The 14,534-nt window shown below is 65.4% G+C and carries 13 protein-coding genes; 6 read left to right on the plus strand and 7 right to left on the minus strand.

Annotated elements, in window-relative coordinates; translation table 11 throughout:
• Positions 1 to 59: 59 nt before the first annotated feature.
• Entirely contained in the window at positions 60 to 2,531 is a 2,472-nt protein-coding gene (gene gyrB, locus ABID26_RS18225; RefSeq protein WP_126096592.1) for a DNA topoisomerase (ATP-hydrolyzing) subunit B, read from the minus strand.
• Between gyrB and ABID26_RS18230 the strand changes: the two genes are divergently transcribed.
• Together ABID26_RS18230 and ABID26_RS18235 are read left to right on the plus strand one after the other, a co-directional pair.
• Positions 2,506 to 2,703, plus strand: coding sequence for a hypothetical protein (locus tag ABID26_RS18230; RefSeq protein WP_126096591.1), 198 nt, complete (start codon positions 2,506 to 2,508; stop codon positions 2,701 to 2,703). The two genes, gyrB and ABID26_RS18230, sit on opposite strands and share 26 nt — an antisense overlap.
• 225 nt (positions 2,704 to 2,928) lie before the next feature.
• Positions 2,929 to 4,299 (plus strand): cytochrome P450, encoded by a 1,371-nt coding sequence (locus ABID26_RS18235; RefSeq protein ID WP_126096590.1) that lies wholly within the window; start codon positions 2,929 to 2,931, stop codon positions 4,297 to 4,299.
• Between the two features lie 68 nt (positions 4,300 to 4,367).
• Here ABID26_RS18235 and ABID26_RS18240 read toward each other — a convergent pair whose 3' ends face one another.
• From ABID26_RS18240 to ABID26_RS18265, 6 genes are all read right to left on the minus strand, one after another.
• Positions 4,368 to 5,351, minus strand: a complete 984-nt coding sequence (locus ABID26_RS18240) for a complex I NDUFA9 subunit family protein (RefSeq protein WP_126096589.1) — start codon at positions 5,349 to 5,351, stop codon at positions 4,368 to 4,370.
• A 457-nt stretch (positions 5,352 to 5,808) separates the two neighbouring features.
• On the minus strand, positions 5,809 to 6,810 hold the full coding sequence (locus ABID26_RS18245) for an Ldh family oxidoreductase (protein WP_126096588.1): 1,002 nt from the start codon (positions 6,808 to 6,810) through the stop codon (positions 5,809 to 5,811).
• A gap of 83 nt (positions 6,811 to 6,893) precedes the next feature.
• Positions 6,894 to 7,703: an ABC transporter permease gene (locus tag ABID26_RS18250; RefSeq protein WP_126096587.1), complete on the minus strand. Its 810-nt coding sequence runs from the start codon at positions 7,701 to 7,703 to the stop codon at positions 6,894 to 6,896.
• Positions 7,703 to 8,368, minus strand: a complete 666-nt coding sequence (locus tag ABID26_RS18255) for an ABC transporter permease (RefSeq protein WP_189521519.1) — start codon at positions 8,366 to 8,368, stop codon at positions 7,703 to 7,705. Before ABID26_RS18255 ends, ABID26_RS18250 begins: the two co-directional genes overlap by 1 nt.
• 206 nt (positions 8,369 to 8,574) lie before the next feature.
• Positions 8,575 to 9,369: a transporter substrate-binding domain-containing protein gene (locus ABID26_RS18260; protein WP_126096585.1), complete on the minus strand. Its 795-nt coding sequence runs from the start codon at positions 9,367 to 9,369 to the stop codon at positions 8,575 to 8,577.
• Positions 9,370 to 9,425: 56 nt separating this feature from the next.
• A complete protein-coding gene (locus tag ABID26_RS18265; protein ID WP_126096584.1) occupies positions 9,426 to 10,241 on the minus strand; it encodes an ABC transporter ATP-binding protein in 816 nt (271 codons plus the stop codon).
• Positions 10,242 to 10,452: 211 nt separating this feature from the next.
• Between ABID26_RS18265 and ABID26_RS18270 the strand changes: the two genes are divergently transcribed.
• The 4 genes from ABID26_RS18270 to ABID26_RS18285 all read left to right on the plus strand — a co-directional run bounded on the left by ABID26_RS18270 (position 10,453) and on the right by ABID26_RS18285 (position 14,477).
• On the plus strand, positions 10,453 to 11,325 hold the full coding sequence (locus tag ABID26_RS18270; protein ID WP_126096583.1) for a dimethylarginine dimethylaminohydrolase family protein: 873 nt from the start codon (positions 10,453 to 10,455) through the stop codon (positions 11,323 to 11,325).
• On the plus strand, positions 11,295 to 11,963 hold the full coding sequence (locus ABID26_RS18275) for a TetR family transcriptional regulator C-terminal domain-containing protein (protein WP_126096582.1): 669 nt from the start codon (positions 11,295 to 11,297) through the stop codon (positions 11,961 to 11,963). Before ABID26_RS18270 ends, ABID26_RS18275 begins: the two co-directional genes overlap by 31 nt.
• A complete protein-coding gene (locus tag ABID26_RS18280; RefSeq protein WP_126096581.1) occupies positions 11,960 to 13,540 on the plus strand; it encodes a 5-guanidino-2-oxopentanoate decarboxylase in 1,581 nt (526 codons plus the stop codon). The genes ABID26_RS18275 and ABID26_RS18280 overlap by 4 nt, the downstream gene beginning before the upstream one ends.
• A 229-nt stretch (positions 13,541 to 13,769) precedes the next feature.
• Positions 13,770 to 14,477 (plus strand): SDR family NAD(P)-dependent oxidoreductase, encoded by a 708-nt coding sequence (locus tag ABID26_RS18285; RefSeq protein WP_354416018.1) that lies wholly within the window; start codon positions 13,770 to 13,772, stop codon positions 14,475 to 14,477.
• The last annotated feature ends 57 nt before the right edge of the window (positions 14,478 to 14,534 follow it).

The raw sequence follows: 14,534 nt of genomic DNA on the forward strand, positions 1-14,534 counted from the left end.
TTTGGAAGCCCGGCGGATGCCGGGCTTTTTTATTGCAGAAACTGTCGGCCAGGTCCTGCTCAAATGTCCAGATTGGCCACCGACAGCGCATTGTCCTGGATGAACTCGCGCCGCGGCTCGACCTCGTCGCCCATCAGCCGCGAGAACAGGCTGTCGGCATCCGTCGCGTCGGCCACCTTGACCTGCAGCAGCGAGCGCACGTTCGGGTCGAGTGTGGTCTCCCAGAGCTGCTCGGCATTCATCTCGCCGAGGCCCTTGTAGCGCTGCATGGTGAGCCCCTTGCGGCCGGCGGCGAATACCGCGTCGAGCAACGTCAGCGGTCCCGAGATGGTCTCCGAAATCTCCTTCCGGCGCAGTGTCGGCTGCCCGCCATAGACTTCCGCGAGGCGCCCTGCATAGCGGTCAAGCTGGCGCGCGTCGGCCGAGTTGATCAGCCCGGCGTCGAGCTGGACCGCGTCCTTGACGCCGCGCACCGTGCGCTCGAAGACATAGCCGCCCGAACCGTCGTTGGAGGTCGACAGTCGCCCGGTCCAGCCGCGCTCGGTCTCCTCGGCGATCATGTCGAGCCGGTTCGCGACACGCTCCGCCATCGCAGTGGCGCGGCCGAGATCGGCAAGCACGTCGGCGTTGAGCGCGCCGGCGATCGCCGCCTGCTCGACGACGCTGCGGTTGTAGCGCGTGTGCAGCCCGTTGATCAGGTGGCGCACCGCCAGCGCGTCGTCGACGGCGCTGCGCAGGTCCTGTCCGGTCCGCACCTCGCCGGAGCCGAGCGTCAGCGACGTCTCTTCCAGTCCGGAATCGATCAGATACTCCTCATAGGCGCTTTCGTCCTTGAGGTATTGCGAGCTCTTGCCCCGCGTCACTTTGTAGAGCGGCGGCTGGGCGATGTAGAGATGGCCCCGCTCGATCAGCTCCGGCATCTGCCGGAAGAAGAAGGTGAGCAGAAGCGTACGGATATGGGCGCCGTCGACGTCGGCATCCGTCATCAGGATGATCTTGTGGTAGCGCAGCTTGTCGGCATTGAACTCGTCCTTGCCGATCGAGGTGCCGAGCGCGGTGATCAGCGTGCCGATCATGTCGGAAGAAAGCATGCGGTCGAAACGCGCCCGCTCGACATTCAGGATCTTGCCGCGCAGCGGCAGGATGGCCTGGTTCTGGCGCGAGCGACCGCCCTTGGCCGAGCCGCCGGCCGAGTCACCCTCGACGATGAAGATTTCCGACTTCGCCGGGTCGCGCTCCTGGCAGTCGGCGAGCTTGCCGGGCAGCGAGGTGACGCCGAGCGTGCTCTTGCGGGTGATGTCGCGCGCCTTGCGCGCGGCCTCGCGCGCGGCGGCCGCCTGGATCACCTTCTCGACCACCACCTTGCCTTCGGTCGGATGCTCTTCCAGCCAGGTGCCGAGCGCCTCGTTGACCAGGCTTTCCACCACCGGGCGGACTTCCGATGAGACCAGCTTGTCCTTGGTCTGCGAGGAGAATTTCGGGTCCGGCACCTTGACCGACAAAACGGCGGTCAACCCTTCGCGGCAGTCGTCGCCGGTGAGCGACACCTTTTCCTTCTTGGTTTGGCCGGAGGACTCGCCATAGCCGGTGATCTGCCTCGTCAGCGCGGCGCGGAAGCCGGCCAGATGCGTGCCGCCGTCGCGCTGCGGGATGTTGTTGGTGAAGGCTAAGACATTCTCGTGGTAGCTGTCGTTCCACCACATCGCCACTTCGACGGTGATGCCGTCGCGCTCGGCGCGGATCGCGATCGGCTTCTCGATCAGCGGCTTCTTGACCCGGTCGAGATATTTGACGAACTCCTCGAGGCCGCCGTCATAGTGCAGCTCGTGGCGCACGAGGTCGGCATGGCGGGCGTCGGTCAGCACGATGCGCACGCCGGAATTGAGGAAGGCGAGCTCGCGCAACCGGTGCTCCAGCGTGTTGTAGTCGAACTCGACCATGGTGAAGGTCTCGGCCGACGGGAAGAAGGTGATCTCGCTGCCGCTGCGACCTTCATAGGTGCCAGGGCGCTTGTCCTGTTCGTAGCTGCCGGTCACCTTCAGCGGCGCGTCGGCATTGCCATGCGTGAAGCTCATCTCGAAGATCTCGCCGTTGCGGCGGATCTTGAGTTTCAGCCATGCCGAAAGCGCATTGACCACGGAAACGCCGACGCCGTGCAGGCCGCCGGAAACCTTGTAGGAGTTCTGGTCGAATTTGCCGCCGGCATGCAGCTGCGTCATGATCACTTCGGCCGCCGAAACGCCTTCGCTGGGGTGGATATCGGTCGGAATGCCGCGGCCATTGTCGATGACGGTCACCGAGCCGTCGGGGTTGAGCGTCACCGTGACTAGGTCGGCGTGCCCGGCCAAAGCCTCGTCGATGGCATTGTCCACCACCTCGTAGACCATGTGATGCAGGCCCGAGCCGTCATCGGTATCGCCGATATACATGCCCGGCCGCTTGCGGACGGCGTCCAACCCCTTCAAAACCTTGATGGAATCGGCGCCGTACTCGGCTTCCGCGCCAATGGCGCTTTCGGTCTGGTCGCTCATGAATACCTGTCTGATTGATGTCGCTGATCCGGCGCGGACAAATGGCCCCGAATCGCGCCGTTTTGATGTCCTAGATATAGGCGCAAATGGCTGGTTTTCCAAGGTTTGCGGCCATTTTGCCGGCTTGGCGAGCGGCAATATCGACAATGCGTTCGTCGCCTTTGCGGTGTAACCGGCGGCTAATGCATGTCGCGCAAAAGTGCGCAGCGGTTTTGCGAAACCGACATGCATAAAACAAAGACTTAAAAGCGCGCCGCCTGAATCCGTTTCAGCGCGACGCGCTTTAAGCCACAAAAGCGGACCGCCACTTGCGAAGCCGGCGCAAAGGCCTGCTGTCCGGTCGCATGGACGCGCGCCTTGCCGGGCACTACATTTGGAGCTGCCAGCGGAGCATGCCATGGACACCAAGCCCGCCCCCTTCGTGCCGCCCGCGCCGAAGCCGCGCACCCGGCCGCCCTCGACGCTGGAGATGATGCGCATCGTCTACCGCAACCCGCTCGAGCTGTGGGGCGAGCATACCTACAACGAGCCCTGGATATCGGTGACCGGCATCGGCGGGCCGCTGGTCATCGCCAACGATCCCGGCCTCATCCGCCATGTGCTGATCGACAACGCCAAGAACTATAAGATGGCGACCGTGCGCCAGCTGATCCTGCGCCCGATCCTGCGCGATGGCCTGCTCACCGCCGAGGGCGAGGTATGGAAGCGGTCGCGCAAGGCGATGGCGCCGATGTTCACGCCGCGCCACATCTTCGGCTTCGCCGAGCCGATGCTGAAGCGCACGCTGGAATTCGTCACCCGCTACGAGGCCGGCGGCACGACCGACGTCGCCCGCGACATGACGATGCTTACATATGACATCCTCGCCGAAACGCTGTTTTCCGGCGAGATCGCGGGCGAGCAGGGCAGCTTCGCCAAGGAGGTCGACCGCCTGTTCGAGACCATGGGTCGCGTCGATCCGCTCGACCTGTTGCGCGCGCCGGAATGGCTGCCGCGCTTCACCCGCATCCGCGGCCGCAAGACCATGGCCTATTTCCGCAACATCGTTGCCGGCACGGTGAAGATGCGCGAGGAGCGGCTGAAGCGCGATCCGGGCGGCGTGCCGCAGGATTTCCTGACGCTGCTCCTGAAGGCCGAGGGGCCGGACGGCCTGACGCGCGCGGAAGTCGAGGACAACATCATCACCTTCATCGGAGCCGGCCACGAGACCACCGCGCGGGCGCTGGGCTGGACGATCTACTGCCTCGCCGGGGCGCCATGGGAGCGTGACAAGATCGAGCGCGAGATCGACGCGGTGCTGGCGAGCGAACCCGATCCGACGAAATGGCTGGACGCCATGCCGCTCACCCGCGCCGCCTTCGAGGAGGCGCTCCGGCTCTATCCGCCGGCGCCTTCGATCAACCGCGAGCCGATCGAGCCGGAAACCTGGAACGGTCTCTATATCCCGAAATACGCCGCCGTGCTGGTCATGCCCTGGGTCGTGCACCGCCATCGCAAGCTTTGGGACAGGCCGGACGCCTTCCTGCCGGAGCGTTTCCATCCGGAAAACCGCGACAGGATCGACCGCTTCCAATACCTGCCGTTCGGCGCCGGGCCGCGCGTCTGCATCGGCGCCAGCTTCGCCATGCAGGAGGCGATCATCGCTTTGGCCATACTGCTGTCGCGCTTCCGCTTCGACGTGACGACCGAAACCCGGCCATGGCCGGTGCAGAAGCTGACCACGCAGCCGCAGGGCGGCCTGCCGATGCAGGTCTCCCGCCGCGGCTGATCAATGCATGTCGCCCAGAAATGTGCAGCGGTTCTGGGATAACGACATGCATCAAAACTTAGAATCTTCTATCTATCGGCTATCGGCCGGCGCTGCTGGAACTGCCCGGCGGCGCGGAAGCGCCAGAGATAGCTGGGCAGGATCGTGGCGATCGCCTGCGGCTGGATGCCGAGGGCGGCGATCGTCCTGTTCGCCTTGGCGGCGGCCTCGGAGACGACGTTGTGCTCGCGCAGCTGCAGGACCTGGTCCTTGGTCAAAAGCGGGCTGGGCAACAGCTGAAGGATCGAGGCCTGCAGGTTCGCCACCCACCACGGCACCGGCACCAGGAGGCGCCTGCGCTCGATCACGGCAAGCATCTCCTCCATGCATTCCTTGAAGGTCAGCACCTGCGGGCCGCCGAGCTCATAGATTTGGCCGCCCTTGACGTTGCCGTCGACCGAGCGCGCGATCGCCTCGGCGACGTCGCCGACATAGACCGGCTGGAATTTCGTCTGCCCGCCGCCGATCAGCGGCAGCACCGGCGAATAGCGCGCCATGTTGGCGAAGCGGTTGAAGAAGCCGTCCTCCGGCCCGAAATTGATCGACGGCCGGAAGATCACGGCATCGGGAATCGTCTCGAACACCGCTTTCTCGCCGAGCGCCTTGGTGCGGGCGTAGTCCGACTTCGAGTTCAAATCGGCGCCGAGCGCCGAGACATGGGTAAGGCCGGCGCCGACCGCGCGCGCGGCCTCGGCGACGGCACGGGCGCCGAACTCATGCACGGAGCCGAATTTCTGCCGGCCGGTTTCATTCAGGATGGCGACCAGGTTGACGACATGGTCGGCGCCCTGCACGGCGCGGTCGACCGACCAGCGCACGCGCACATTGGCCTGCACCGGCTGGATCTGGCCGACATTGCCGAGCGGCTGCACATGGCCGGCAAGGTCGGGCCGCCGGCAGGCGACCCGGATGCGGTAGCCGCGCTTGGCCAGCGCGCGCACGACATGGCGGCCGACAAAGCCGGACCCGCCGAAGACGACGACGAGCTTGGGGGTCTGCAGGATTTCAGTCATGGCTGGCTCCGGCGCGCTAGGCTTGGCTAGAGGCGTTCATAGTCGGTTTCGCGCCAAAGGCAAAGGGCGACCGGGTGTCGCCGACGCCCAATTTTGAGCGCTGCCGGAACGCCTTGCCGCTATGCGTCGACCGAATGACAGGTGCCGCCAAGGATGCGAAGAAGAGCAGGATCGCCGGGACGCAGAAAACCCCGCCGAAGCGGGGTTTTCCGGGCAGTGCTCGCGCCGAAACAGGGTCCAACGAGGCGGCCTGACCTGAGACGGTATCAAGGCGGCGTGAGCAAGCACGCCCGCCCCGGCCCTGGACGCCCGGCGCGGCGCCGCCAACCGCAAGCCGCGACCCAAGCCACCCTTTGCGGCTTGCGATGTGGGGTGCCGGCGATGGGTCGCTGCAGGGCGAAAAAAGGTTCATCGGTCGTGTGAAGAAAACGCGACCTGCTGTTGTGGGCGGTCTCGATCAGGCCGAATAGCGTTCGGCGAATTCGGAAATGCGCTGGACGACCGCCTTGGGCACGTCGATGCCGCGCGCCGTCGCTTTCTCAGCCGCCTCGGCGCGGGCGCGGCCGGGGATGTGCACGCCGTAGCGCCGCCGCAGCCGGTCGAGTTGGTCCTTCATGCGCTGCTCGAAGTCCGGGTCGAGCAGCTTGGGCTCGACGGCTAAAACGAAGAGCCCGGTTCCGGGACTGTCCGGCCCGCCGGAGAACCATGGCGCGTCGAGCGACCAGTTGGCGCCGGAAATGCCTGCCGCCAGCACCTCGACCATCAGCGCGATATTGGCGCCGCGCTGGCCGCCGAAGGCGAGCATCGCGCCCTTCATCGCCGCAGCCGGATCGGTGGTCGGGTTGCCGCTTGCGTCCAGCGCCCAGCCTTCGGGGATCTTCTTGCCGTCTTCCGCCGCCTTGCGGATGTTGACGAAGGCGGTGGCGCTCGACGACTGATCGATGACCAGCGGCGGCCCGTCGGCGGCAGGTGCTGCAAAAGACATCGGGTTGGTGCAGTAGACCGGCTTGACCGAACCGGAGCCGGCAAGCACTGCCGGTCCGTTGGTGGCGGCGAAGGAGACTAGGCCCTGCCCGGCCAAGCGTCCGGTGAAATAGCCGAGCGCGCCGCAGGTATAGGCGTTCTTCTGCGAGAAGACGGCGACGCCGAACAGTTTTGCCGCCTTGGCGAGATCATCGATCGTGCGGTCGAAGCCGGTATGGGCAAGCCCGCCGCGCGCGTCGGAGAGATAGATGGCCAGCGCCGGCCTGGTGACGACCGGATCGGCATTGCCGTCGATGCGGCCGTCCTGGATTGCCTCCAGATAGTCGATGAAATGCGACAGGCCGACCGCCGACAGGCCTTCTGCCTCCGCCGCCATGATCGAGGCGACGAGCGACTGTGTCGCCTCCTCATTGGCGCCGGCGCCGAGCGCCGCCATCCGGCATAGCCCTGTTGCCTGGTCGAGAGTGAGTTGCATCGGAGTTGCTCCGCAGCAGCGAGTAGCGAATGGCGAGTAGGGGGAAATAAACGAACTACTCGCTATTCGCTACTCTCTATTCGCTAACCGATCTTCACCGGAATCCGAGCCTCGATCCTGCTGAATATGAGCACCAGGATGCCGGTGATCGTCATGTAGATCAACGCCAGCAGCAGCAAGGGTTCGTAGGTGAGATAGGTGTCCTGACGCACCTTGGAGGAGACGGCGAAGATATCGATGACGCTGATCGTCGCCACCAGCGGCGTCGACTTCAGCTGCAGCACGGTTTCGCCGGTCAGCGTCGGCAGCGCCCGGTAGAAGGCCTGAGGCAGCCAGATGCGGCGGAAGATCTTGAAGCGGCTCATGCCGAAGGCGCGGGCCGCCTCGAGCTGCCCTTTCGGCACGCCGGCGAAGGCGCCGCGCATCACCTCGCCCTCATAGCCGGCGAAGGACAAGGTCAGCGCCAGCACGGCATAGGGCCAGGCTTGCCGCAGATACGTCCACATCCAGGACTCGCGGATCCATGGGTATTGCGGGAACAGCGAACCCAGTCCGTAATAGAGCAGCCAGAGCTGCAACAGCAGCGGCGTGCCGCGGATGATGGTGCAGAAGACCTTGGCCGGCACGGCAAACCAGAATGGCCCGCCGGCCTGCGCCAGGCCGAGCGGTACCGCCAGCAGGAAGCCCAGCGCGCAGGTGACGACGAGGATCCACAGCGCCCGCCAGATGCCGAGCAGCCCCATTTCCCAATATTGCGGCAGCCAGTCCCAGCGCATGAAGAAGGCGGCGCAGAAAACCAATGCCAGCGCGATGAGGATCAGCACGATGCGATGTGGCCTGAGCCAGAGCGAGGCGCGCGCCGCCATGTTGATCGCGGTCGCTTCGGCCGCCATCAGCGAGCCTCCTTGACGGAAGGCATGCCGCGCCGCGACCAGGCTTCGACGCGGCCGATGATCAGGTTGGAGAACAGCGTCAGCGCCAGATAGAGCGCGCCGGCTGCGAGAAAGAACAGCAGATAGGCCTTGGTGACGCCCGCCGCCTGCCGCGTCGCAAGCGTCAGCTCGAAGAAGCCGACGACGGCAAGCAGCGCGGTGTCCTTGGTGGCGATCAGCCAGAGGTTGGCGAGGCCGGGTATGGCGAAGGGCAGCATCGCCGGCAGCGTTATGCGCCTCAGCATCAGGCCCGGCGACATGCCGTAGGCGCGGGCGGCCTCGATCTGGCCTTGCGGGATGGACAGGATGGCGCCGCGGATGACTTCGGTCGAATAGGCACCCTGGACGACGCCGAGCACGAAGATGCCGGCCGCCAGCCCGCTGATGTCGACGCGCTGGTAGCCCATCGCCGTCAGCACCTGATTGATGAGGTCGGTGCCGGCGTAATAGAGCAGCAGGATCAGCACCAGTTCCGGCACGGCGCGCACCACGGTCGTGTAGACGGCGAGCAGGTCGCGCGCCACCGGACCGCCATAGAGCTTGCCCCAGGCGCCGCCGGTGCCGATCAGCAGCCCAAGGCAAGTGGCGCCGATCGCGATCTCAATCGAATGCAGGAATCCGACCAGCAGCTGGTAGCCCCAGCCAGGCGGCACAGGCCACAGGAGTTCGATGATGCCGGCCGCCGAGGCCGGAAGAAATATGTCGATCAGCGTCGCCCCCGGATTGCTGGCTCTGGTCGCCGGCGTTGGCGGCCAGCGGCAAGCATGCGTGGAAGATTGGGCTTAGGGGCACGGCACTGGCGCCATGCCCCTAATTGACGGGCGAAATATCGTCAGTTCGACTGCGTGGCGCCGCCGTAGATGTCGAAATCGAAGTATTTCTTCGAAATCTCGTCATACTTGCCGCTGGCGCGGATCGCCTTGATGCCGGCGTTGATCTTTTCCTTGAGCGCGGTGTCTTCCTTGCGCACGCCGGCGCCGACGCCCGGGCCGAGCACCTCGTCGTCCTGGGCGACCATGCCCTTCAGGTCGCAGCAGGCCTTACCCTGATCGGTCTTGAGGAATTCGCCAAGCGCGATGGAGTCGGCCTGCACCGCATCGAGACGGCCGGCCGCAAGGTCATTGTTGGCTTCGTCCTGCGTCTGGTATTCCTTGATCTCCTGCGCGCCGGTGAAGTGCTTCTTGGCGTAGACCGCATGCACCGTCGACACCTGCACGCCGACCACCTTGCCCTTGAGATCGTCGGGCGTGGCGCCGAACTTCTGGTCCTTCGGACCGATGATCGCCGTCGGTGTGTTGTAATACTTATCCGAGAAGTCGATCGTCTTCTTGCGCTCGTCGGTGATCGACATCGAGGAGACGATGAGGTCGATCTTCTTGGTGGTCAGCGCCGGAATGATGCCGTCCCAGGCGACGGGCGTGATGACGCAGTCGAGCTTCTCCTCGGCGCAGACGGCGTCGATGAAATCGATCTCCCAGCCGACCCACTTGCCCGTCGCATCCGGCGAAGTGAAGGGCGGATAAGGTTCGGCGGCGACGCCGATCTTGACCTGATCGGCCTTGGCCACGCCCATCGCGGCGACGCCGAAGAGCAGCGCCGCGGCGAAGGTCTTGAGAACAGTCTTCATTTCAGGACTCCCAGTTTGTTGTTGTTCCCGGTTTTTCGCTCCGCTTGACGCCGGCCCTAACCGACGTTGCGGAGGAATTGCTTGAGCCTTTCGGATTTGGGCGCGCCGAACAGCTGTTCCGGCGGTCCTTCTTCCTCGACCAGCCCGTTGTAGAGGTAGACGACATGCGTCGCGACCTCGCGGGCAAACTTCATTTCATGGGTCACCAGCACCATGGTGCGCCCCTCGCGCGCCAGGTCGCCGATCACTTTCAGCACCTCGCCGACCAGCTCCGGGTCGAGCGCCGAGGTCGGCTCGTCGAACAGCATGACGCGCGGATTGATCGCCAGCGCCCGGGCGATCGCGGCGCGCTGCTGCTGGCCGCCCGAGAGGAATGCCGGATAGACGTCGCGCTTCTCGGCGAGGCCAACGCGAGCAAGCAGCTTCTCGGCCTGCGCGATCGCCTCGTCGCGCTTGACGCCAAGCACATGCACCGGAACCTCGATGACGTTTTCGATCAGCGTCATGTGGCTCCACAGGTTGAAGTTCTGGAACACCATGCCGAGCCGGGAACGGATGCGCTCGATCTGCTTGCGGTCGGCGGGAACCGTGTGGCCGTGGCTGTCGGCCTTCAGCTTGATCTCCTCGCCATTGACGCGGATGAGGCCGCTGGTCGGGTTTTCCAGGCAGTTGATGCAGCGCAGCAGCGTCGATTTGCCGGAGCCCGAGCCGCCGATGATCGCGATCACCTCGCCGTCTCGCGCCGACAGCGAAACACCCTTCAGCACATGCAACTGGCCGAACTTCTTGTGCAGGTTCTCGACATGGATGGCTTCGGCGGCGCCGCTCTGCGCCTCGCCGGATGGGACTGCGGCAGCTTCCACCGCGCTCACCGGGTGACCTCTGTAGGGGCGACGGCAGTTCGTCGAACGTCCATCCGGCTAATCAACATACGCTGTACTGTCCCGCGTCAGACTTCAGCATGGACCCGACCGCGCGAGCCCGTCAATCCTGCTCATTACGGCACTTGCGGGCTTGTTGCGCAAGTGTATAAATAGCCTCTCGTGAAATTTTTTCGATTTTTTTCAGCTTAAAAGGGCATCGATGAGCGCTTTCGGATCACAGTCCATGGCGGCGCCGCTGCGGCGCGTGCTGATGCGGTCGGCGGCCAACGCCATGCGCGACGCCAACAGAGTTGCCTGGCATTATGGCCCGGGGTTCAACCCGGCCAAAGCTGCCTCGCAACACGCGGTCCTTGCCGAACTGGTACTGGCTTCCGGCGCCGAAATCGAATGGATCGAGGACAAGGCCGACGGCCTTTCGGATTCAGTGTTCACGCACGACCCGTCGCTGATGACCGACCGCGGCGCGCTGATCCTGTCCATGGGCAAGCCGTTGCGCGCCGGGGAGCCCTCGCTGCATGAGGAAACCTACAGAAGACTGGGCATTCCGATCCTCGGCCGCGTCGAGGCTCCTGGCCAGGTCGAAGGCGGTGATTGTGTATGGGTGGATGCCCGCACGCTGGCGATCGGGCGCGGTGTCCGCTCCAACCAGGAAGGCATCCAGCAGGTTTCCAACCTGCTGACGCCGCTGGGCATTTCCGTCTACGGCTTCGACCTGCCGCTGTGGCAGGGCGAAGAGGCATGCCTGCACCTGATGTCGGTGATCAGCCCGCTGGCCGACGACCTCGCGCTGGTCTATTCACCGCTTTTGCCGGCCCCGTTTTATCAGATGCTGAAGGCGCGAGGCATCCGGCTGGTCGAAGGCGACGCCGAAGAGTTCGCCGCTTCCAACGGCCTCAGCCTGAACGTATTGCCGACCAGCCCGCTCAAGGTGATTGCCGTTGCGGGCTTTCCCAAGACCAAAGCGGCGATGGAAGCCGCCGGCTGCACGGTTGAAATCTTCGAGGCGGATGCGCTCTGCATCGCTTGCGAAGGCGGGCCGACATGCCTGACGCGGCCGATCCTGCGCCAATGAATGCGCGCCGCAAGTTCCGTCGCGAGGGCGAGGAGCGGCGGCGGCAGGATCTGATCGAGGCGACCCTGGACTGCGTGGCGGAATATGGCCTGCAGGGCGCCACCTTGCGCACCATCGCATTGCGTGCCGGCGTCACCGCCGGGCTGATCCGGCACTATTTCCCCGGCAAGGAAGAATTGCTGCAGGAAGCCTATACAGCGCTGGTCGGCCGCATGACCGAGCAGGCGAAAGCGGCATTGGTCATGGAAAACGCCACGCCGCGCCAACGCCTTGCGGCTTTCGTCACCGCCAACCTCAACGCGCCGATCATCGACGCGCGGGTGTTTTCGCTCTGGGCAACCTTCCTCGGCCGCGCCAGTGCAGATCCGACCCTGGCCCATGCCCACCGCGAAGGCTACCTCGGCTTTCGCAACGAGGTGGAAGCGGTTGTGGCCGAAGTGCTCGCCGCCCAACGGCGCAAGCCGGACGCAAATGAGCTGCGCCACCATGCCATCGCCATCAACGCGATCATCGACGGGCTCTGGATCGAAGGCTGCCTGGCGGGCGAGATGTTCTCGCCCGGCGAATTGGCGGCGATTGGGATCAAGGCTGTCGAGGCCGAGCTCGGCCTCGCGCCGGAAAAGGGAGAAAACCAATGACAACCGTCGGCGAAGCGCTCATCACCTTGCTCGAGGCGCATGGCGTCGACACCGTTTTCGGCATTCCGGGCGTGCACACCGTCGAGCTCTATCGCGGTCTGGCGCGCTCGAAGATCCGCCACGTCACGCCGCGCCACGAACAGGGCGCCGGCTTCATGGCCGACGGCTATGCGCGCGCCGGCGGCCGGCCGGGCGTCGCCTTCGTCATCACCGGGCCGGGGCTGACCAATACCATCACCGCCATGGGTCAGGCGCGCGCCGATTCGGTCCCGATGCTGGTGATCTCCGGCGTTAACGCCACCGACACACTCGGCAAGGGGCTTGGCTTCCTGCATGAACTGCCCGATCAGCGCGGCATGATGGAGAAGATGGCGCTGTTCTCCGAGCGCGTCACCGAGGCCGGGCAACTGCCCGGCGCGCTCGCCCGCGCCTTCGCCGTTTTCTCCTCGTCGCGCCCTGGTCCGGTCCATATCGAGATCCCGACCGACGTCATGGTGAAGCCCGCCGACGGCATTGCGGCCGTGCTTGGCAATGCTGCGCCGCCCGCTCCGGCAGCGGCGGCGATCGCCGATGCTGTGCGGTTGATCAGGACGGCTCGCCGTCCACTGATCCTGGCCGGCGGCGGCGCCAAGAGGGCGGATACGGCGCTGACGCGCTTCGCCGAAGCGTTGGGCGCGCCGGTCGTCGAAACCGCCAATGCGCGCGGCCTGCTGCATGCCCATCCGCTCTGCGTGCCGGCAAGCCCCAGCCTGAAGGCCGTGCGCGCGCTGATGGCGGACGCCGATCTGGTGATCGCCGCCGGCACCGAATTCGGCCCGACCGACTATGACGGCTATGGCGACGGCGGCTTCGTGCTGCCGCCGAACCTCATCCGCATCGACATCGGCGCCGATCAGCTCGCCCGTCGTCCTGTCACCGTTGCGATCCAGTCGGATTGCGCCGCGGCGCTTGGTGCTTTGCTGGCTGATCTCGGCCCTGCTCATGTCGCCGCGAAAGACGGCGAGGTCCGCGCGGCAGCGGGTCGAGAGGCAGCGCTGGCCGAGCTGAGACCTGAATATGTGGCGCAGGTGCGCGCGGTGGAGGCGATCCGCGACACGCTGCCCGGCGCCATTATCGTCGGCGACTCGACCCAGCCGATCTATGCCGCAAATCTCTATTACGATCATGACCGTCCGGGCGGCTGGTTCAATGCGGCGACCGGGTTCGGCGCGCTGGGCTATGGCCCGCCGGCGGCGATCGGCGCCGCCCTTGCCGTGCCCGAAGCGCCCGTCGTGTGTCTCACCGGCGACGGCGGCTTCCAGTTCACCTTGCCGGAGCTGGGCGCCGCGCTCGACGCCGGGGCTCCGGTGATCTTCGTCGTCTGGAACAACCGCGGCTATCGCGAGATCGAGACCTCGATGCTCGATGTCGGCGTCGAGCCGGTCGGCGTGTCGCCGGCGCCGCCGGATTTCTGCAAGCTCGCCGAGGCCTATGGTATTGAGGCCGAACGGCTGACCGGGGTCGGCAGCCTCGCCGAGGCGCTGAAGCGCGCGCGGGCGGCCGGCAAGCCGCGCCTTGTCGAAATCACGGTCGACTGAAGGCGTTGGCGCCTGCGAGCATTTGCCGGCGCTCCAATTGCCGCGCCGGCTCCGCAGAACAAGATCCGGTCGAATCCAGACGCGGCGACAAGATCTTCCGCGACGGCCTGACACATGCAAAGACGCTGCGCCAGCCATGTCGATATTTCAATTGAGTGACAGCGCGAAAGGCGCGACGTTCGAAACTGGGGCGGCATAACCATAAGAATACGACAGGAGCAGTCGAAATATGACGGAAACGCTTAACGGCAGGCATGTCGTGGTGACGGGCGGCACTGGGGCGCTCGGCGGCGCGGTTGTCGGCAGATTGCTGGAGCAGGGGGCGATCTGCCATGTGCCCAATGCCCACGCCGCGGCTCCGCCGCACTTTCCTTACGCGGCCCACGCCAGCGTCCACTTGGCGCACAATGTCGACCTCTCGGACTCCGCCAAGGTCGAGGCCTTCTATCATCAGCTTCCGGAGCTTTGGGCTTCGATCCACCTCGCCGGCGGGTTCACCATGGCGCCGGTGGAAAAGATCGAATCGGCGTCCTTTGCCGAGATGATGGACACCAATGCCCGCACCGCCTTCCTTTGCAGCCGCGCCGCGGTGCGCTCGATGCTGGCGTCGGGCACGGCCGGCCGTATCGTCAACGTCACCGCGCGCGCCGGGATCGATCCCAGGCGCGGGTCCGGCATGGTCGCCTATGCCGCCTCGAAGGCGGCGGTTGCCGCGATCACGCAGGCAATGGCCGAGGAGCTGAAGCACAAGGGCATCCTCGTCAACGCGGTGGGGCCCTCGACGCTCGACACGCCGGCCAACCGCGCCGACATGCCAGACGCCGATTTCACCAAATGGGTGAGCCTCGAAGTCGCCGCCGAGGCGATCGCCTATCTTGCCTCGCCCGCCAACCAGGCGATGAGCGGCACGCTGGTGCCGCTTTACGGCCGGGCCTGACCTCACAGATCAAAGTGCAATGAAAAACCCCGCCGGATCGCTCCGGCGGGGTTTTTG

Source organism: Mesorhizobium shonense, assembly GCF_040545255.1.
Classification (GTDB): domain Bacteria; phylum Pseudomonadota; class Alphaproteobacteria; order Rhizobiales; family Rhizobiaceae; genus Mesorhizobium; species Mesorhizobium shonense.

Bases quoted from the DNA above. Each gene is read 5' to 3' on its own strand.
- ABID26_RS18240 (WP_126096589.1), bottom strand. From the start codon at position 5,351: ATGACTGAAATCCTGCAGACCCCCAAGCTCGTCGTCGTCTTCGGCGGG.
- ABID26_RS18285 (WP_354416018.1), top strand. From the start codon at position 13,770: ATGACGGAAACGCTTAACGGCAGGCATGTCGTGGTGACGGGCGGCACT.
- ABID26_RS18245 (WP_126096588.1), bottom strand. From the start codon at position 6,810: ATGCAACTCACTCTCGACCAGGCAACAGGGCTATGCCGGATGGCGGCG.
- ABID26_RS18270 (WP_126096583.1), top strand. From the start codon at position 10,453: ATGAGCGCTTTCGGATCACAGTCCATGGCGGCGCCGCTGCGGCGCGTG.
- ABID26_RS18280 (WP_126096581.1), top strand. From the start codon at position 11,960: ATGACAACCGTCGGCGAAGCGCTCATCACCTTGCTCGAGGCGCATGGC.
- ABID26_RS18260 (WP_126096585.1), bottom strand. From the start codon at position 9,369: ATGAAGACTGTTCTCAAGACCTTCGCCGCGGCGCTGCTCTTCGGCGTC.
- ABID26_RS18275 (WP_126096582.1), top strand. From the start codon at position 11,295: ATGCCTGACGCGGCCGATCCTGCGCCAATGAATGCGCGCCGCAAGTTC.
- ABID26_RS18230 (WP_126096591.1), top strand. From the start codon at position 2,506: ATGGCGCTTTCGGTCTGGTCGCTCATGAATACCTGTCTGATTGATGTC.
- ABID26_RS18235 (WP_126096590.1), top strand. From the start codon at position 2,929: ATGGACACCAAGCCCGCCCCCTTCGTGCCGCCCGCGCCGAAGCCGCGC.
- ABID26_RS18250 (WP_126096587.1), bottom strand. From the start codon at position 7,703: ATGGCGGCCGAAGCGACCGCGATCAACATGGCGGCGCGCGCCTCGCTC.
- gyrB (WP_126096592.1), bottom strand. From the start codon at position 2,531: ATGAGCGACCAGACCGAAAGCGCCATTGGCGCGGAAGCCGAGTACGGC.